Origin of the sequence: Corynebacterium sp. HMSC078A10, from assembly GCF_001811565.1 — a bacterium.
Taxonomy (GTDB): Bacteria; Actinomycetota; Actinomycetes; order Mycobacteriales; family Mycobacteriaceae; genus Corynebacterium; species Corynebacterium hesseae.
In genome coordinates this window covers 68,210-86,570 of record NZ_KV805193.1, presented here as the reverse complement: position 1 = coordinate 86,570, position 18,361 = coordinate 68,210, and the positions used below count along the sequence as shown (strand labels likewise).

Genomic DNA, 18,361 nt, shown 5'->3' with positions numbered 1-18,361 from the left:
CCACTAGGAGCTGAGCACCGCGCGGAATTCTTCGACGTCAACGTCCTCCGTGGTCGCCGGGTTAAACGCTGCGTCTTGGGTCTTGTCCACCAGTACCGCACGCACGCCTTCGGAAAAGTCGGGGCGGCGGTACATGTGCATGCCCAGTTTGAGTTCTAGCAGGAGCGCCTCACGGATATCGTCGACAGCGGCTTCCGCCTCATAGAGCTCATTGGCCGCGATGATGGCGGCTGGGCACGCGGCTGCCATGAGGCGACGCACCTCGCCGGCGATCTGCGGGCGCTTGTCCAGCTCCGCGGAAATCTCCTCCCACGTGGGCAGCGCAAAGGTCTCCTCCAGGTCTTGAGCCACCTGCTCGAGCGGTGCTGGCTGCTGTGGCGCGGGTAGGGCCAGCTCTTCCAGTGCGGCATCAATACCGCGCTCGATAGCGGCTTCAATCAGCTCGGCGGCATCCTTGACCACGTGGGTTGCCACGCCCGTCCACAGCATGTCGGCGGCATACATGCGGTACCCGCTCAGCCCCCAAAACTTTGCCAAACCCGGCGAAGCTACGCCGCGGGTGCCCACCATGCGCTGGGCCGCATAAGCTACTCCGACGTCCGTGACGTATCCGATGTTCATCTCGGGCATCGAAGCGAAGGCCTTCTCTGTCACCACGCGGTGCGAACCATGCAGGGAAATGCCCAATCCACCGCCCATGACGACGCCGTCGATGACGGCGATATAGGGCTTCGGAAACTCGGCGATATCGCCGTTGGTGAGGTACTCGCTGGCGAAGAAGGCATCAACCTCTTCCAGCTTGCCTTCCGCGATTCCCTCCCGCGCGTGACGCACATCGCCGCCAGCGCAGAATGCCTTGGGACTGTTGGAGTAAATAAGGACCTGCTCGATGTCGTCATCCTGCGCCCACGCTTCGAGGGAGCGGCGGATGATGTCAATCATGTCCGGGTTCAAAGAGTTCAGGGCCTTCGGCCTGTTGAGTTCGAGAACACCGGTGTGGTTGCGCACGGAAACGAGTACTGGATCAGTCGTAGTCATGCGCACCAGTGTTCCATATCACAAAAGTTTCAGCCACCTATTTCTTGGCGCTACGTTGGACATGGTTCCCCGCCTCTAGCCCAACACTATTAGATTGGTGTGACTTACTTGCTCCCACAACTTGTTGCCCTTGATATGGACGGCACGCTCCTCGACGCGCATGGCCAACTCCCTGCAGACTTTTCGGAGCTCCAGGACCTAGCCACTGCCCGCGGCTGCGAGCTGGTTCCGGCCTCGGGGCGCCAACTGGCCACCTTGAAGGACATGTTCCCGAAAGGCGAAACGTTTATCGCCGAAAACGGCTCAGTCATCATGCGCGGCGGTGAGATCATCGCGGCATTCCCGCTTGCGGAATCCACCGTGCACGCGGCACGGGAGGCTGCTGCGGCCATCGGCGTGGAACATACCGTAGTTCTATGTTCCCCGGAGACCGCCTACGTTGCACGGGATGTGTCAGACGCGGCACGTACAGAGATTGCAAAGTACTACAAGGCGGTCACTTGGGTCGATGACTTGGATGCAGTGCCGGATAGCAACATCATCAAGATTGCTATTTTCTGCGAATCTGGTTCTGAGGCGCACATTTACGATCCCATCGTCCGCGCCGTCCCGGAGGACAATGTCGCGGTATCCGGCAAGGTCTGGCTCGATGTGATGGCCCGCGGCGTGGAAAAAGGTACGGCGCTAACTAAGCTCGCTGAGCTCGCCGGTATTCCGATCGCAGCCACTGTGGCCTTCGGTGACTACCTCAATGATTTCGAGATGCTGCGCGCCGCCGGGACGGCTGTGGCCATGGAAAACGCGCATCCTCAGCTGAAGGAAATCGCAGATATCATCGCCCCAGCTAATACCAACAACGGGGTTAGCACCGTACTACGCCAGCTTTTGCGCACCTAACACGCTCCCCCGCAGCCTTGCCCGAGTAGCCCGCACGCACAGAGTAGGATTACTCGGGTTACTGAGCCTCAGTACCCGAACCCCGGTGTCTACCTGCGGAGTGTGTAGTGAAGAAGTTTTTGCGGTCGATGATGTCACGTTTGGCAAAGGGCGAGTCGTCTGCATCGAGTCCCGCTCCGTCCTCCTCGGCGGATTCCTCGAAAACTACCTCGCCTTCACCCGCTGCAGCTTCCGCGCGCACTGCGCCTGCTACGCCCTCTCAGTCCCCGCCGCCTGCTCAGCCCACCGCGCCTACCGCGAGCGATAAGCCAGCTAAGGCAAGCGCCCCTAAGACACCACCGGCAGCCACTGGCCGCGGCCCGCGTAATCCCCAGCGTCCTGCTGCTCGGCCTGGCCGCGTACGCCCCCGTTCGGCTGAAGACTTCACTCTAGATCTGGCTCCGGATGCACTTCCCAAAGCCTCGGCGGTGAAAAAGGCCAAACTAGTTAAGGCCCGTGAGGAAGCCGAAGTAGCTTCGGCCGGTCGGCGCGGCCCACGTCGGGCCATTCCGCGGCATCCGAGCCCGCAGGCCCCCGCCCAACGACGCCAGGCACCTGCAACGCTCAGCGCCGACAAGGCTTCAACAACCAAGCCTTCACAAACTCAGCCCGCTGCGAAGCAGCCACCTGCACACGGCGACAAAGCACAGTCTCCTTCCCCGGCTCCAGCGCACCCCAAGCGGCAAGAAGGAGCCGAAAAGGCCACGACGGCCCAGAAACCCAAGAAAGCCCCGGCGACTGCAAAGGCCAAGGAGGAGACAAAGACCGAGGCGGCCGCAAAGCCCCGGGAAACCACAACGCCTCAGAAGAGCAAAGAAGCTGGGGAATCCAAGCAGCCTGAGAAGAAGGCTTCGCCCGGCACCGAGAACGAGATTTCGCGTGCTCTGGCCCGCCGCTCGCAATCCATCGGGGCGTTAAGCGCCAAGCAGGAAAAACGCCGATCAGAAAAGCGGCGAGTAGCACAGGCTTCCCCCACTGCCGCCGCTGCAGCCGCCCCTGCAACCGCAACCGTCGCGGCGGGCACAGCCGCCGCAGCTCCAGCAGCTGCTTCTGCGTCCGCCCGCAACGCAGCCGCCTCTGGCCCCACTGCCCCCACTGCCCCCGCTGGCTCAAAGCGCCGTGCGCGTGCCCGCCTGCGCCAAGTGCCGGGCCTAGATGGTCTGCGCGGTCTAGCGGTTCTCGCCGTGGTGATCTACCACTTCTTCGGGGATATTCTCCCCGGCGGCTACCTCGGTGTGGACATGTTCTTTGTCCTTTCCGGGTTCCTCATCACCTCGCTGCTTGTTCGCGAGTTCAACGTCACTGGACGCATCAGCCTCAAAGGCTTTTGGCTCCGCCGCTTCCGGCGAATCCTCCCGGCCGCGCTCATAGTCCTGTCCATATGCACGGCGATAGTGGCGCTCATTGGTGGGGACCTGGCCGTTGGCATCCGCGAACAATTCTTGGGCACGTTCTTCTTTGTCAACAACTGGACCCAAATCGCCACGAGCCAAACCTATTTTGCACCTAATGAAGTACAGGTTTTCGCGCACTATTGGTCCTTGGCCGTCGAGGAACAGTTCTACCTGATCTGGCCACTTTTGATGCTTGGCGTCTTTGCCATTTCCCGCCGCAAGCCCAAGCGTCTGCCCATCGCCGTATCGCTCATCCTCGCAAGTGCGTCGGCCGTCGCCATGGCACTGCTCTATAGCCCAGGCGAGGATCCCACGCGTGTGTACTACGGCACCGATACCCACGCGTTCGGTCTCCTCATCGGCGCGATGCTGTCCCTCCTCATGACCTCCACTGACAAGGACATGGACGCGGATTCTTGGCCGGCCGCAAACAAGGGCATACTCGCCGGAACCGTTGGTTCCTTCGCATTAGTTGGTTACCTCGCGCAATTGGTGTGGATGGGCGCGGATCGGGATTTCACCTACCGCGGCGGCCTCGTCCTTACCAGCGTCCTCGGCGCGGCAATGATTTGGGCAGTGGTGCGCGAATCTGGTCCCCTCACGTGGATCTTCCGCACCCGTGTGATGCGGTGGCTGGGCCAGCGCTCGTTCTCCCTCTACCTCTGGCACTGGCCAGTGGTAATGATTGTCCACGCGCTGTCCGACGCCCCCTCCTGGCTCCTAGGCCTCCTTTCGCTTCCGCTGAGCTGCGTGCTGGCTGAGGTGACCTACCAGTTTGTAGAAAACCCCTTCCGCCGCGCCGGATTCCGCCCTACGTGGCGCGCCTACTGGGCTGCACGCCCCAGCGCGCAAGAGGTCAAGGATGGTTTTGGCAAGGCCATGTGGCCTGCCGTTCCCGTCCTCGTTGTTCTTTCCGTACTGGGCGTGGGCTACGCGCTGGTGACTTCGGAGGATAAGAGCGAACTGGAGCGCGAGCTCGAGCGCATGGCGTTGTCCAACGAACAGGCGGAGAATTCTGCCCCGGCACAGTCATCGTCCGCCCCCGCAAAGCCTTCCGAGACCACGAAGCCGAAGGAAAAGCGTGCGCTTCCCACTGGAAACGAGATTAGTGCTATCGGTGATTCCGTCATGCTCGCTGCCTCCGAGGCTCTCAATGAGCGTTTCCCGGGCATTAGCATCGACGCCACGATCTCCCGCCACTATTCGGCAGCCCTTCCTGTCATCAAGGCACAGAAGGATTCCGGGCAGTTGCGCTCCACCGTGTTTGTGGGTTTGGGAACCAACGGGGCTACGTTTGAGGGCCAGATGGACGAGCTCATCGACATCGTCGGCCCCGAGCGCACGCTGGTGCTCGTCTTGCCCTACGGCGAGCGCGATTGGATGGGACAGGCACGCGCCGAGATCATTGACGCCGCGACTGCTCACGACAACGTCTACATCGCAGACTGGTGCGGCATGGCCCAGGAGAACCCGGCCATGCTTTACGACGACGGCGTCCACCCGCTCCCCGAAGGCGCACATCTTTACGCGGATGCGCTGTACGACGCCGTGGAGCAATACGCCAACGAGGAGAAAGACCTCACCACCGTCTGCTCCCGCTAGCTAAAAGCCCCGATCATCGCTAAAAGCCGCCCGGCTTCTGCCGGGCGGCTTTTGTCAACGCGTAGGGTTTAGACCGAAAATTCAGCCATCTTGTCCCATTCCGTCTTACCGTCGATGTGAGTGTTGATGATGTCCGGGGTCTCCACCAGGTACTTCGGCAGCTCCTCGCACGAGCGCTTGAAGTGCTCGGTGTTGACGTGGTCGACATCAGTGCCGTCCTTGTAGGACTCGAGGAGCAGGAAGCGCTGCTTGTCTTCCGGATCGCGGAACCACTTGAAGTCAATGCAGCCGGGCTCTGCCTGGCAGGCCTTGGTGTACCAGTCGATCTCTTCCAGGAAGGTATCGGCGTACTCGGGCTTGACGTGGAACTGTACGTTGATCAAAATCATGGGCCCCACTGTAACCTTCTACGCGAAAACGTGCAGAAGGCCCTGCCTGTAGCGGCAGGGCCTTTTGTAAAAGCGGCTTATCACCGGCCGCGTGAAGGTCTACTTGTTGAAGAAGTACTCCGCAACGTAGACGTGGGTTCCGTCGAAGGCCTGCGCAACGCCGAAGCCGGTGCCGTCAGTCTTGGTCACAGGAACATCGCGGTTGAGCCAGTTCACGCGATCCTTAGCTTCCTGCTCCGTGAGCTTGTAAATGTTACCGCTGCCCTCTTCCAAATGAGTCAGGCCATCGCCTGCATTGTCCTGGAAGGTAACCTTGCCGGCCGCAGCCTGGTTTGCCCACTCCTGGGCGATGTTCTTGGCGTTGGCATCTTCGTGGTGGCCCTGCTTAATCAGGTGGGCATGGGTTGCGCCAACGAGCTCATCGGCCACCGCCGGGGTCGGCTTCTTGATGAAGTCCGGCAGCTGGACGTTGTACTGCTTAGCCAGGTCATAAGCCTGCGCAGGAAGCTCAACTTCAAAAGAGTTAACCTGCTCCATAGCCTGGGAAGACAGCTGGTTCAGTTCCTGGGGCTGTGCGGACGATGGGTTAGCCGGGGCGGCCTGGGCCGCGGAGACCGAAAGAAGGGCGGTGAGGGATACTGCCACGGCGGAGGTAGCGGACAGGCGGGAAACACGACGCAAAGAATTCATAACTACCACCGTGCCATAAGTCCGCCCGCCTTGAAAAAGACTTCCCGGTCATACGGCATTTTCGATATCACTTTGTTATCAGCTGCCGGTGGAAAAGACCGGCGTGGAAGAATGACCGGAGACTTGCTTTTAGGATTCTTCGAGAGGTTGTTCACTGGTGCTGGATGTCTTAACCGGATTTGCCATCATTTTTGTGGTTATCGGTGTGGGGTTCTTTCTGGGACACCGGGGCATTATCGGCCACGGTGAGGCGCGCCTGCAGTTCAACCGCACAGCGTTCTGGGCTGCGACTCCGGCGCTCATCTTCTCCAGCGTGGCCACCTCGGATACCTCTGCTTTTATGTCTCCGGTTGTCGCTGTCATAGCGATTGCCTCGGTTGCCACGATGGCGCTGTATGGCTTGCTCAGTGCGCTGTTCTTCCGGCGGAGCGGGGCTGAGACGATGGCCGGAGCGGCCGCGGCCAGCTATTACAACTCCGTCAACATCGGGCTGCCCATCGCCACCTATGTCATCGGTGATGCCACCTTTGTGGTGCCAGCACTCGTGCTCCAGATGGCAGTGCTCTCCCCCTTCATCATCGCCGGTCTCAATGCACAGGGGACAAGCCTGCGCTCGATAAGCAGCTCTGTGTTCTCTGGGCTTACGGCACCGGTTGTCATCGCTGCCGTCGCCGGCTTCATCGTTTCTGCGGCAGGCTGGCACGTGCCAGAGGTCATCATGGCGCCCCTCGAGATCCTCGGCGGGGCCTCCATCCCAATGATCCTGATGAGTTTCGGAGCTTCCCTCACTGGAGACGGGTTGCTGGCTAGCGACCGCCTACCAACCATTACCGCCACCGTGCTCAAGCTCGTAGCCATGCCAGCCATCGCCTTGGCGACGGGCCTAGCCTTGGGCCTGAGCGGCAAGGAGCTATACGCGGCACTCATCTTGTCTGCGCTTCCGACCGCGCAGAACGTTTATAACTACGCCGCGACCTACCAATCGGGAGAGACGGTGGCGCGCGATACGGTCTTCCTCACCACTTTTCTCTCCTTGCCGGCCATGCTCGCCATCGCAGCATTCTTCGGGTAGAGCTGACCCTCGCTGGCGAGCACTAGCTGTACTGACCGGAGACGTTGGTCAATCGTGAGAAGGGCGGCTGGTTCCCGCAAGCCGTGTGAGGCCAGTGTTGCGTTGGCGTGGAGCAAGAGCGTCCCCTTGGAATAGACGGAGGGGGCCGATAACTCGACCCCCTCACGGTTGTTAGCGAGGATTCCTCTGTGAACCGCTAACTTTAGGCCAGACCCTTTGCTTGCTCGATGGCGGTGAAGTGACGTTGGGTGCTGGGCTGTTCCAGCTCATCGAGTACGGCCAGGGCCAGGTCCGCAGGGGTGATCCGCGACGTACCGTCGTGGTTGATCAGAAGCGTGTCACCGCCTCGGCGATAAGCGCCGGTTCCCTGTCCGGGCTCGAAGACTGCCGACGGACTCAGGTAGGTCCAGTTCTGGTTCGGATGTTCTGTACACGCGTTGAACTGGTCGAGGCTGGCCGATGCGACGTCACGCCACTGGGGCGGCACGAAGGTGGGGTCGTCCAGGACGCGTAACTCCCGATCGTGAGGTGAGCGTAAGGGCGCTGCTCCTCCTACGACCAGAACCCGAACCCCCGCGACAGCGGCGTGGTCGAGGACATGGCTGGTCAGCGGAGCCACACTGCTCTCATCGCCGGGGGCCATGCGCACGGCGAGCACGACGGCGTCTGCGTCGTTCAGGACGGGCTGCAGGGGTGCCTCGAGATCTGTCAGATCGAGACGAGCGACGGTAGTATGCGGGTCGTTGGTCTCCGGTGGGTTGCGCGATACGGAAGTGACGTGGTGGCCGCGGCGTGTGGCCTCCTGCGCGATCGCGGTACCGGCCATGCCGGTGGCTCCGAGAATCGTGATGTTCATGAATTGTCCTTTCGATAATTGGTGGGGGCGGGGAGCTGGCCACAGACCATGGCAGCCAGGGCGATCGCGAAGCCGAGGTACTGCTCGGCTCCGAGGTGTTCATGCGCGATCAGGGCGCCGAGCAGGGCGGCGACCAACGGCGAGAGGAGTCCCAGGAGGGCTGTGGACGTGACCGGAAGCCGCCGGATGCCGGTAAACCAGAGGCTGTAGGAGACCAGCGCTCCGACCAGGCCGAGCCAGGCGTACCCAAGCCAGCCATGGACAGGAATTACCGGCGGTGGTCCCTCCACCAGCAGCGCCGGGATCGCCAGCAGCAGGCCGGCGGACGTCAGCTGCCAACCGGCCAGTGCGACGGGCGAGACACCTTCCGGGAGCTTCCACTTCTTGGTGAGGACCACGCCGGTGGCCATGGCCGCTGCGCCGCCGAGTCCTTCAACCACGCCCACCGGGTCCAGAGCAGCGCTTGGACCGAGAACCACGAGGGCCACGCCCACGACACCCACGACACCCCATCCCAGACGCCATCCGGAGAGTTGCTCGTGGAGGACAGTCACGGCCAGCAGGGCAACGATGATGGGCTGTACCGCATTCAGCGTGGCCGCTACCCCGCCCGGAAGACGCTGCGCCGACAAGAACAGCAGGGGGAAGAACGCGGCCATGTTCAGACCGCCCAACACGAAGCTCTTCCACCTCCACGAACCGCGCGGCAGCTGCCTCGACAGGCACAAGGCGATGATCCCTGCCGGCAGCGTCCTCATGAACGCAGCAAACAATGGATGCCCGGCTGGGAGGAGGTGGGTGGTCACGATGTATGTCGTCCCCCACGTAGCGGGGGCCAGCGCCGTCAAACAGGTCCAAAGCAACGAACCGCGGCGCCCATGAGAAGAAGTGTTCATGCATCCATCATCAGTCGCTCACCAGTAGTGAGTCCAACACATTGTTCTCACCCAAACAATGAGCTGCTATCATGATTGGATGGAACTCCAACAGCTCAGGTACGTCGTGGCGATCGCCGAGAAACGCAACTTCACGCGAGCAGCAGAAAGCTGCTTCGTCGTGCAGTCAGCCCTGAGCCACCAGATCAAGGCCCTCGAAAAGGAACTCGGCACGGCACTGTTCGTGCGCTCATCCCGCCGGGTCGAGCTGACCCCCGCCGGCGAAGCCTTCCTCACGGAAGCACGGATCAGCCTCGCAGCCGCTGACCGCGCCGTGGCGGTCGCCGCCGAGGCCGTGGACCAGGTCCGCGGAAGCTTGTCGGTAGGTGTGATCCCGACGGTCACAGCCGTCAGCGTGCCCGACATCGTCGCAGCCTTCCACGCCAGCTATCCCCACGTGGATCTCACCGTGCGGAGCGGGGGAAGCAATGAGTTCATGCGCGATCTCAGCAGCGGGAGACTGGACGTAGCATTCCTCGGCGTGGACGCCGACGTCACCCCAGCGTCCGGACTCACCGCGCACGAGATCGCCCGAGGGCGTCTCGTCGCTGTTATGGCGTCACAGCATCGGCTAGCACACAGGGGCACCTTAGCCCTGGCCGACCTGGCCGACGAGACGTTCGTTGACTTCCCGGCCGGGTCACCGGGCAGGCTCCAAGGCGATCGGGCATTCGCTGCCGCAGGCCTTCAACGCCGCGTGGGCTTCGAGGCGATGTCGACCGAGTTCATGCTCGCCCTCGTCGAACGCGGGTTGGGCGTCTGCCTGCTGCCCGTCGACTGTGTGCCAGCCAACCCAGCGCTGCGAGCCATTCCCGTGGTCGATGGCCCTTGCCGGACCGAGTACATCGCGTGGGGATCTTTCAATCCGAGCCCCGCCGCTCGAGCGTTCATCGAACAGGTCAAGGAATCAATCGCCCTGCACATGGTCGACTGATGCCAGATCGCCTCGATCAACGTCTCCGGTCAGTACAACTAGCCATCGAACACTAGCCTTCCAGCTTCTCCCCCAGCTCCAGCCATTCCATCTCTAGCTCCTCGCGCTCGGCGGCCACCGCTTTGAGGTCGGCGTCGAGCTTGGCCAGCTCGCCGCTGTCTCCCTCTCCGGAAGACATCTTCTCCGCGGCCTGCGCCATCTTTTCATTCAGCTTCGCTGTCTTGTCGTCGAGCTTGCCCATCTTGCGCTCCAGCGCGTTCATCTTCTTGGTCAGCTCGCGCTCCTCCTGAGAACTCAGCCGTTTTACCGGGGCGGCTTCCGTACGCTGATCGTCAGCGTTCTTCGAGGCCTCGCCCAAGTCGAGCACACCGCCGGCGGTGGCGGCTTCCATCTCCTGGCGGCGGCGCAAGTACTCCTCGATTCCGCCCGGCAGGTTGGTGAGCTTGCCATCCCCAAACAGCGCATAGGTGTTGTCCGCGATGCGCTCAATGAGGTAGCGGTCGTGAGAAATGACCACCAAGGTTCCCGGCCACGAGTCCAGCAAGGATTCAAGCTCTTGGAGGGTATCGATGTCGAGGTCATTCGTGGGCTCGTCGAGAAGCAGCACGTTTGGCTCCGCCATGAGCACACGGGTCAGCTGCAAACGGCGGCGCTCACCGCCCGATAGGTCACCGACGGGTGTGCGCTGGCGCTTGGCGGAAAAGCCCAGGCGCTCGGCCAGCTGGGAGGCAGAAAGCTCTTTCTTGCCCAGGTGGACGTAGGTGGCGACGTCTTCGACAGCGTCGAGAAGCCGGCGCTGTGGATCCAGGTCATCGAGCTCCTGGCGCAGCCAGCCCAGGCGCACGGTCTTGCCCTCGATGCGTTTGCCAGCGGCAAGCTCCACCTCACCGGCAAGGGCGCGCAGCAGCGTGGTTTTACCGGAACCATTAACGCCGACGAGGCCGATGCGCTCGCCCGGCGCCAGCCGCCAGGTGAGGTGATCCACCAGCGTGCGCCCATCGGGTGTCGTAACCTTTGCATCCTCAAGCTCGATGACGACCCGCCCCTGGCGCTGCTTAGAGAAGGCCATGAGCTCGACCTTGTCGCGCGGCGCGGGAACATCCGCGATGAGTGCCTCGGCTGCCTCAATGCGGTAGCGCGGCTTCGAGGTACGGGCAGGCGCCCCGCGGCGCAGCCACGCCAGCTCTTTGCGCGCCAGATTCTGGCGGCGCTGCTCGATGGCATCGGCTTGGCGGGCGCGCTCAGCGCGGGCAAAGGTCCAGTCGTTATAGCCGCCCTCGTAGGCATCGACGACACCGTCGTGGACCTCCCAGGTCGTGGTGGCAACGGTGTCGAGGAACCAGCGGTCGTGCGTGACGACGACGACCGCCAGCTTGCGCGAAAGCAGGTGGCTGGCCAGCCATTGCACGCCCTCGACGTCGAGGTGGTTGGTCGGCTCATCGAGCACTACGATGTCGAGGTCTTGAACGAGTGCGGCGGCTAGGTTGACGCGGCGGCGTTCACCACCGGAAAGTGAACCAACGGGAGTGTCCAGCCCAAGGTCAACAATACCGAGGCCGCCGAGGACATCGCGCACCTTGGCGTTAGAAGCCCACTCGAAGGTTTCCAGCCCGAGCGGTTCGATGATGACCTGGGCGATGGTGAGGGACTCCTCCAGCTCGAACCGCTGGGTTACCACCGCCATGCGCAAATCCGAGTTGTGGGATACGCGGCCCGCGTCCGGCGGCTCAATGCCGGTGAGAACTTCCAGCAGAGTGGTTTTGCCACCGCCATTGACGCCGACGATGCCGATGCGATCACCGGTTTGCACGCCGAGGGAGACCCCATTCAGCAGGGTCTTGAGCCCGAAGGACTTGGTTACGTTTTCGAGGTTAATAAGGTTCGCCATATCGAGAGTTCATCTTAGTGCTTCAGCACGGTTACCCCCGCACCATTACCTTTATTGCTATTGATTTTCACTTTCAATACTCTGCAACACCATGAAAAGAGAACGTCTCATCCTGTGCGCCGCACTTTCCGCAAGTATCATCACGCTGACCTCCTGTTCCTCCCCCGAAAGCAACGAAGCTTCATCGCCCTCCAGCGCTGCAGCCTCCCACGCGCATGCCGAACACGGCGAAGGCCATAACGGAGAGCACAGCCATGACGATTTCGAAGCCTCTGCTGGCGAAACCGAGGTGGCAGAGCTTCCACCTCGTGTCCTCATCTCCCATAAGGACGGTCTCACCACGCTCGATGGAGAGACCGGTGAGGTCATCGACAACGAAAAACTCAAAGCATTTCTCCGGCTTAGCGATGCCGGCGATAACCGCCACATCATGGTGACCAAAGGCGATAGCTTCCTCACCTACGACACCGGGCGCATCACCAAGCCACACGGAGACCACAAGCACTACTACGCGGCACAGCCGCAGCTTGACGACGCTTCCATCGACGCACCTCACGCCGGCCACGTGGTTCACCACGATGGTTTTACCGCGCTCTTCTCCGACGGAGATGGTGTAGCAAAGATCTACAAAACCGAGGACTTCGGCAAGGAAGACGCCCAGCCGGTCAACACCGTCGAGACAGGTGCCGCGCACCACGGCGTCGCGGTTCCGCTGAAAGACGGCTCCGTGGTCACCACAAAGGGCACCGAAGATGAGCGCCACACCATCCAGCATTTGGATAAGTCTGGCAAGGTCCTTGCGGAAACCACCGAGTGTCCTGGTGTTCACGGCGAAGCTGCCGCTGGCAATGGCTCCCTCTTCTTCGGATGCGAGGACGGGCCCGTCGTCTTCGACGGAACTGAATTCCACAAGATCGACGCTTCCGCCTATGCAGGCAAAGACGGCTACCAGCGCTCCGGCAACTCCGCGGGCTCAGAGGAATCCAACGTCATCCTGGCGGATAACAAGACCGACAAGGATGCCGACTTCGAGCGCCCCACCTCAGTGACCCTCATCAATACGGAGGACTACTCCGCCACGAAGGTCGAGCTCGGCGAGTCCTACTGGTTCCGTTCCCTGGCCCGCGGGCCCTTGGGTGAGGCACTGGTACTCACGACCGACGGCAAGCTCAACATCATCGATCCGGATTCCGGCGAGTTAACCAAGAAGATTGACGCCATCTCCCAGTGGAAGGAAAACGAGGAGTGGCAACAACCAGGGCCGATCCTGAAGGCAGCCAATGGCTATGCCTACGTCACCGACGCAAACAAGCAGGAACTGGTCGTTCTTGACCTCCTCGGCGACCAAGAACCACAGCGCTACAAGCTCGATGTCAAGCCCGTAGAGATGGCCGTCCTCTAAGGGCCTCCACCATTCACCCTGCTGGTGCTAGACCAGCGTTGCACCGGTAGCCGGCCCATAGGTCACCAATCCGCGGGTCCCGCGGTTATCGGCGCACACCTGGGCCACCACCTCCTGCGCGGTCTCCTCGTCTTCGCAGAGGAAGGCGCAGGTAGGACCAGAACCGGAGACAATTCCCTTGAGGGCACCGGCGGCCTCACCAGTATCCAGAATCTTGCGCAAGTCCGGGCGCAGCGAGAGTGCTGCTGGCTGGAGGTCATTGTGCATCACTGCGGCGAGCTCACGGGGGTTGCCACCCACGAGGGCTTGCCCCACGGCTTCAGTATCGAGGTGCGGGGCGCTTCCGCGTCCGGCATCCCGCAGCTCATCCAGCTTGCGGAATACCGACGGCGTCGACAAGCCCTCAGCATTGGTGATGATCGCCCAGATATAGCGCCCACGCGCCAGCATCGGGGTCAGAAGCTCACCGCGGCCGCGTCCCAAAGCCGTGCCGCCTATGAGGGTAAAAGGCACATCGGAGCCGAGTTCCGCGGCGAGTTCGTAGAGCTTTTCCATGCTGAGAGGCTCCCGACCAAACTCAGCGCTCAGCGCGTGATTGGCCAAAAGCAGGGCCGCGGCAGCATCGGCGGAGCCGCCGGCCATCCCGCCGGCAGCGGGGATGTTCTTTTCCATCGTGAGCGTGCCAGCTGCCGGTAGCATGAGGTTTTTCGTCACCAGCTCCACCGCGCGCCATGCCAGGTTCTCGGTCGATGCCGGCACACCTGTCGCGTGGTTACCCGTGACCTCCACGGCACAGCCCTCGCCCCAGCGGTAGCTCACGCGGTCGTGTACATCGAGGGATTGGAACACGGTGGCCAGCTCGTGGAAACCATCCGCGCGGGCCTCGCCCACACCCAGGTGCAGATTAACCTTGGCGTGGGCACGCGCCTGCCAGAGCTGCGGAGACTCGTTTACCGCCTTGCTCATGAGGCTTCCGCCAATCTAACGAAGTCCTCCACACCTAGCTTCTCGCCGCGCAGGCGCGGATCGATATTCGCCGCGCGCAGCGCCTCCTCGGCTGCCGCGGCGGAGCCATAAAAGCCCGCCAAGGCGGCGCGGAGGGTCTTGCGGCGTTGGGCAAAGGAGGCGTCAATCAGCGCGAAAAGCCGCGGGCGCAGCGCCTCGTCGAAGGGGCGGGTGCAGTCAATGCGCACCAGGCCCGACTCAATCTTCGGCGCCGGCCAAAACACGTTCTTGCCGATTGTCCCGGCTTGCCTAACCGGGCCATAAAAAGATGCCTTCACACTAGGAATGCCGTAGACCTTGTTGCCCGGCGCGGCGGCGAGGCGCTCAGCAACCTCCAGCTGCACCATGACCAAAACGCGGCGAATGGATGGGTAGACCTCCAGCAGGTGGAGCAACACCGGTACCGCGACGTTATAGGGAAGGTTGGCCACCAAGGCGGTGGGGTCCCCCAACTCACCTGCTTCAACGGTGAGCGCATCCTTCTCCACCACGGAAAGGCGATCCGCAAAGTCGGCTGCCCGCGCGGCCACGGTATCCGGCAGTTTGCCAGCCAGACGCGGGTCAATCTCCACGGCCGTCACGTGCGCAACTTCCCCCAACAGCCCCAGGGTCAGCGAACCCAGCCCGGGGCCCACCTCAACCACGCGGTCCTCTGGGGACAAGTCGGCAGCAGCAACGATGCGGCGGATGGTGTTCGGGTCATGCAGAAAGTTCTGGCCCAGCTTCTTCGTCGGCGTCACGTCAAGCTCAGCGGCGAGTTCGCGGATCTCCACTGGGCCCAGCAGATGGGGTTGAGTCATACCACTCAGACTAATACGCGTGGCTCGTAAGCTTTAGCGCAGGCCGAGCTTGGCGGTACACGCAGGCCATGCACCCCAGCCCTGCGCGGCTTGAACCTTCTCTGCCACAGCGATCTGCTGCTCGCGAGAAGCCTGCCATGCCTCCGGGGCATACTCGGTGCCACCAAAAGCAGCCCAGGTCGACGGGGTGAACTGCAGGCCACCGGAGAAACCATTGCCTGTGTTGATTGCCCAGTTTCCGGTTGCCTCACACTGTGCGATGGAATCCCACACGGAGCCATCCGCAACGGCCGGCGCGGTGGACTTCGGCTTGGTTCCGCGCGCAATCACGGCAGCAACGGCCTCCCTGCGCACGTCTTCCTTGATAATCTCGTTGGATTCTTCCTTGCCGTTGACCTTGACAATCTTGCGGGTCACGGCGCGCGAACCGGGGGTTCCCTCCTCGCGGACTTCCTCAGTGCCTTCCTCGAGCTCTGGGTCATCGACATAATTAGCCGGCGCGTCAAAGTCCTCCGTCTTTTCCTCTTCGGAGATCTCGACGCGGTCCACAGTAATGGCGGTACCCGCCTTCACCGGCGTATCCAGAGCTGGGGATACGCGGTCATCCTTGCCCACCGTGATTCCACGAGCCTCGAGCACGTCCCCCACAGTCTTGGCCGCAACGCTGGCATAGGAAACGGAACCGCCGTCAGTAAGCTTGACGATCTTCGGGGACACCACTTCAAGGTTCATTCCCTCAGTCACCGTTTCATCCTCCTCCACGGTCTTGGAACCGGAAGTGATGGCAGCACCCGGGGCGATTCCATCGAGGCCGCCCAGCAGGTCAGACACTGTGAGATCGGTAGAGGAGAGCTGCTTTTCGACGCCATCGATGGTAACCGCGACAGGCTTGGCGGTGCGAACGGTGATCGAGTCACCGTCGGAAACCTGCTCCGACAGGGCCGGGTAGACAACGTCCTCTCCCCCAACCTTGACTCCGGCAGCCTCGAGGGCAGCGTTGACATCACCGGCGAAAGTGGCCAGCTGAGTGGTCTCGCCGTTCACGTCAAGCGTGATGTCCTTCTGCGTGCTGACGGCAACGACGCCGCCCACGGCTAGGGTGCCAAGCACACCACCGGTAGCCATGCGCAGCGGCAAAGAGCGGGAATTGTTGATTCGCTTGATCTGCTTCTTCGGGGACATAAACCTTTACTCGTCTTCACGATGCTTCGTATTCACAATGCAGCAACCCGCATTCTGAACACCTGTCACGGCGCGCCCCACGCGCGCCCGCCGACGACATCAATACCGGACTAACTTTGAATAACAATACGGTAACAGAACGTAACTTAGAAAATGCATTCACGCGCCGCGGCCACTAGCAGCACACTCGTCACAACAAACACGTGCGCCACCACTGAGCAGCACCTTTAGATAAAGTGAAAATCCTCACACGCCAAAGACCCGCGCGAAGGTCGTGGCCACCTCCGCCGCGAGATCCTCCACTTCTTGACCACGCGCCTGCGCCACACAACGATACGTGTGCCCAATCAAGGAGGGCTCATTACGCGCTCCCCGGAAAGGCTCCGGCGTCATGTACGGCGCATCCGTTTCAATCAGCAGTTGCCCTGCCGGGGCAATGGCAGCGGCCTGGCGCATTTCCTCATTACGCTTGAAAGTAACGTTGCCGGCGAAAGACAGAACATAGCCGCGCTCAAGGGCTTCTTTGGCCACGGCGAGCGGCGAGGAAAAGCAGTGCAGCATCACCGTCGGCGGCTCGGGGCAATCCCCCAGCACACGCATGAGGTCCTCATCGGCCTCGCGGTTGTGGATCATCAGCGTCTTTCCCACCTTGGCCGCCAATTCCGCGTGCCAACGAAGAGCCTCTTCCTGCACCTCGAGGGGCGCGGTGGTTTCCGGCTCGTGGTGAATCCAATAGGTATCTAAGCCTGTCTCCCCGATGGCCACGCAACGCGGATCCGCAGCCATCTCGCTCAAGCGCAAACGAGCAGCCTCATTAAGTTCAGCCGCCTTAGTGGGGTGAATGGCGCACGCGGCATACACGTTGTCGAATTCCTGCGCCGCCGCCAAAGCCTTCTCCGCCTCAGCCAAGCCATCACCCACGGTAACGATGCGCTCAACACCAGCAGCACGAGCACGCTCAACGAGCTCGGAATCATCGTCGCGGCAGGAGGCGAGGTGCGTGTGGGCGTCGATAAGCTGGCTCAAACCTTCGGCGGGAACGGGCGTGGGGCGTGGCTTCTTCTTAGACATGGCTGCGAGTGTAGTCTTGCGCGCATGATTATCCGTGAAGCGACGGACGCCGACGTCCCCGCGATGACCGCCACGCTGAATTGGGCCATCCGAGAGACCCACTTCATCTTTCGCAGCGAACCCGCCACGGTGGAAGAGCGCACCGAGTATCTCCACCAGCTACGCCGCGACGGCTGCCCCTGCTTCGTGGCTTTCACTGACGACGGGACGTACTTGGGCTGGGCTCTCTACCGCCCCTACCGCGATCCCAAGGTGTGGCTGGGATGCTACGAGACCACGATCTACGTTGATCCCGCAGCGCACGGCCGCGGGGTGGGCACGCGCTTGCTCGGTGCAGTCGTTGAGCATGCCCGCGAGGCAGAGCAGGTCCATACGCTGCTGGCACTCATCGTGGCGGACAACGCCGCATCCATCAAGTTGCATGAAAAGTTCGGCTTTGCCACTGTAGGAACGTTAAAAGAAGTCAGCCGCAAAGCTGGGCGCTGGATAGACCTCACCCACTTGCAACTCATGGTTTAAGGAACATCATGCACGTCCGTCCCGCAGAGCTTGCCGACGCCTCCGCAATCGCCGCCATCTACAACTCCGCCTCCGCCGCGAAACCGGCCGCCAACCTCGTCACATGGCAGGAGTCCGTAGAGGACCGCGAGAAGTGGCTGGCGCAGATGGAAAAGGACAACTATCCGGTCTATGTCGCCGTGGACGACGACGAAATTGTCGGTTGGGCCGCCTACTTCCAATTCGTCACCCCAGCCATCTACTACGGCACGGCAGAGGACTCCATTTACATCGCGGAATCAGCGCGCGGCAAGGGCGTGGGCAGCGAGCTCATGGACACGCTCATGGATCACGCAAAGGAAAATGACTACGTGGAGACGATGATCACCTACATCGTGGACACCAACGAGTCCTCCATCGCCCTACACAAGAAGTTCGGTTTTGTGGAGACTGGCCGCATGCCCAATATCCACACCAAGGACGGCGTGCGGCTAGGGCTGGTGCACCTGCAGCGCGACTTCAACCGCTCCTAAAGCGGCTTGATTGCCGCCCCACCCCAGTGACGGCACTGCCCTACGCCCCACCTCAGTGACGGCACTGCCATTGTTGCCAAAGATCTGGCCAGATCCTGAGACGAAGCGGGAAACTTTGGCAACAACGGCAGTTTCA

The 18,361-nt window shown here is 61.8% G+C and carries 18 protein-coding genes; 8 read left to right on the top strand and 10 right to left on the bottom strand.

Features of this window, described 5'->3' with window-relative positions; all coding sequences use genetic code 11:
• Positions 1 to 3: 3 nt before the first annotated feature.
• Complete coding sequence (locus tag HMPREF2808_RS03180; RefSeq protein WP_070565755.1) at positions 4 to 1,038, bottom strand: enoyl-CoA hydratase/isomerase family protein; 1,035 nt, start codon at positions 1,036 to 1,038, stop codon at positions 4 to 6.
• Between the two features lie 99 nt (positions 1,039 to 1,137).
• On the opposite strand from HMPREF2808_RS03180, the gene HMPREF2808_RS03175 reads away from it, so the two are divergent.
• The 3 genes from HMPREF2808_RS03175 (at position 1,138) to HMPREF2808_RS13585 (ending at position 4,970) form a co-directional block, all read left to right on the top strand.
• The gene (locus tag HMPREF2808_RS03175; protein ID WP_256388844.1) at positions 1,138 to 1,935 is read left to right on the top strand and encodes an HAD family hydrolase; all 798 of its coding nucleotides are present in this window, start codon (positions 1,138 to 1,140) and stop codon (positions 1,933 to 1,935) included.
• Positions 1,936 to 2,020: 85 nt separating this feature from the next.
• Complete coding sequence (locus HMPREF2808_RS13590) at positions 2,021 to 2,242, top strand: hypothetical protein (protein ID WP_210386953.1); 222 nt, start codon at positions 2,021 to 2,023, stop codon at positions 2,240 to 2,242.
• Positions 2,243 to 2,402: 160 nt separating this feature from the next.
• Positions 2,403 to 4,970, top strand: coding sequence for an acyltransferase family protein (locus tag HMPREF2808_RS13585; RefSeq protein WP_246818502.1), 2,568 nt, complete (start codon positions 2,403 to 2,405; stop codon positions 4,968 to 4,970).
• Positions 4,971 to 5,038: 68 nt separating this feature from the next.
• On the opposite strand, the gene HMPREF2808_RS03165 is transcribed toward HMPREF2808_RS13585, so the two are convergent.
• Together HMPREF2808_RS03165 and HMPREF2808_RS03160 are read right to left on the bottom strand one after the other, a co-directional pair.
• On the bottom strand, positions 5,039 to 5,359 hold the full coding sequence (locus tag HMPREF2808_RS03165) for a putative quinol monooxygenase (protein ID WP_070520811.1): 321 nt from the start codon (positions 5,357 to 5,359) through the stop codon (positions 5,039 to 5,041).
• Positions 5,360 to 5,458: 99 nt separating this feature from the next.
• Entirely contained in the window at positions 5,459 to 6,049 is a 591-nt protein-coding gene (locus tag HMPREF2808_RS03160; RefSeq protein ID WP_070520808.1) for a hypothetical protein, read from the bottom strand.
• A 157-nt stretch (positions 6,050 to 6,206) separates the two neighbouring features.
• On the opposite strand from HMPREF2808_RS03160, the gene HMPREF2808_RS03155 reads away from it, so the two are divergent.
• Positions 6,207 to 7,121, top strand: a complete 915-nt coding sequence (locus HMPREF2808_RS03155) for an AEC family transporter (RefSeq protein ID WP_070520804.1) — start codon at positions 6,207 to 6,209, stop codon at positions 7,119 to 7,121.
• 202 nt (positions 7,122 to 7,323) lie between these two features.
• On the opposite strand, the gene HMPREF2808_RS03150 is transcribed toward HMPREF2808_RS03155, so the two are convergent.
• Both HMPREF2808_RS03150 and HMPREF2808_RS03145 read right to left on the bottom strand, forming a co-directional pair.
• Positions 7,324 to 7,977, bottom strand: a complete 654-nt coding sequence (locus tag HMPREF2808_RS03150) for an NAD(P)-dependent oxidoreductase (RefSeq protein ID WP_005291837.1) — start codon at positions 7,975 to 7,977, stop codon at positions 7,324 to 7,326.
• Positions 7,974 to 8,873 (bottom strand): EamA family transporter, encoded by a 900-nt coding sequence (locus tag HMPREF2808_RS03145; RefSeq protein ID WP_070520801.1) that lies wholly within the window; start codon positions 8,871 to 8,873, stop codon positions 7,974 to 7,976. Before HMPREF2808_RS03145 ends, HMPREF2808_RS03150 begins: the two co-directional genes overlap by 4 nt.
• A 79-nt stretch (positions 8,874 to 8,952) precedes the next feature.
• Between HMPREF2808_RS03145 and HMPREF2808_RS03140 the strand changes: the two genes are divergently transcribed.
• The gene (locus HMPREF2808_RS03140; protein WP_232755559.1) at positions 8,953 to 9,846 is read left to right on the top strand and encodes a LysR family transcriptional regulator; all 894 of its coding nucleotides are present in this window, start codon (positions 8,953 to 8,955) and stop codon (positions 9,844 to 9,846) included.
• A 52-nt stretch (positions 9,847 to 9,898) separates the two neighbouring features.
• Here HMPREF2808_RS03140 and HMPREF2808_RS03135 read toward each other — a convergent pair whose 3' ends face one another.
• Entirely contained in the window at positions 9,899 to 11,734 is a 1,836-nt protein-coding gene (locus HMPREF2808_RS03135; RefSeq protein WP_070623687.1) for an ABC-F family ATP-binding cassette domain-containing protein, read from the bottom strand.
• Between the two features lie 91 nt (positions 11,735 to 11,825).
• On the opposite strand from HMPREF2808_RS03135, the gene HMPREF2808_RS03130 reads away from it, so the two are divergent.
• Complete coding sequence (locus HMPREF2808_RS03130) at positions 11,826 to 13,136, top strand: hypothetical protein (RefSeq protein WP_070623684.1); 1,311 nt, start codon at positions 11,826 to 11,828, stop codon at positions 13,134 to 13,136.
• Between the two features lie 27 nt (positions 13,137 to 13,163).
• Here HMPREF2808_RS03130 and HMPREF2808_RS03125 read toward each other — a convergent pair whose 3' ends face one another.
• The 4 genes from HMPREF2808_RS03125 to HMPREF2808_RS03110 all read right to left on the bottom strand — a co-directional run bounded on the left by HMPREF2808_RS03125 (position 13,164) and on the right by HMPREF2808_RS03110 (position 17,194).
• Entirely contained in the window at positions 13,164 to 14,102 is a 939-nt protein-coding gene (locus HMPREF2808_RS03125; protein WP_070623680.1) for a 4-(cytidine 5'-diphospho)-2-C-methyl-D-erythritol kinase, read from the bottom strand.
• Positions 14,099 to 14,941 (bottom strand): 16S rRNA (adenine(1518)-N(6)/adenine(1519)-N(6))-dimethyltransferase RsmA, encoded by an 843-nt coding sequence (rsmA, locus tag HMPREF2808_RS03120; protein ID WP_070623677.1) that lies wholly within the window; start codon positions 14,939 to 14,941, stop codon positions 14,099 to 14,101. Before rsmA ends, HMPREF2808_RS03125 begins: the two co-directional genes overlap by 4 nt.
• A gap of 33 nt (positions 14,942 to 14,974) precedes the next feature.
• A complete protein-coding gene (locus HMPREF2808_RS03115; RefSeq protein ID WP_070623674.1) occupies positions 14,975 to 16,123 on the bottom strand; it encodes a resuscitation-promoting factor in 1,149 nt (382 codons plus the stop codon).
• Between the two features lie 246 nt (positions 16,124 to 16,369).
• Positions 16,370 to 17,194: a TatD family hydrolase gene (locus tag HMPREF2808_RS03110; protein ID WP_070565737.1), complete on the bottom strand. Its 825-nt coding sequence runs from the start codon at positions 17,192 to 17,194 to the stop codon at positions 16,370 to 16,372.
• 24 nt (positions 17,195 to 17,218) lie between these two features.
• Here HMPREF2808_RS03110 and HMPREF2808_RS03105 point away from each other — a divergent pair, with 24 nt between their 5' ends.
• Positions 17,219 to 17,713 carry a GNAT family N-acetyltransferase gene (locus HMPREF2808_RS03105; protein ID WP_083299263.1) on the top strand — a complete coding sequence of 165 codons (495 nt, stop codon included), beginning with the start codon at positions 17,219 to 17,221 and terminating at the stop codon, positions 17,711 to 17,713.
• Positions 17,714 to 17,721: 8 nt separating this feature from the next.
• Entirely contained in the window at positions 17,722 to 18,225 is a 504-nt protein-coding gene (locus HMPREF2808_RS03100; RefSeq protein ID WP_070563396.1) for a GNAT family N-acetyltransferase, read from the top strand.
• Positions 18,226 to 18,361: the final 136 nt, after the last annotated feature.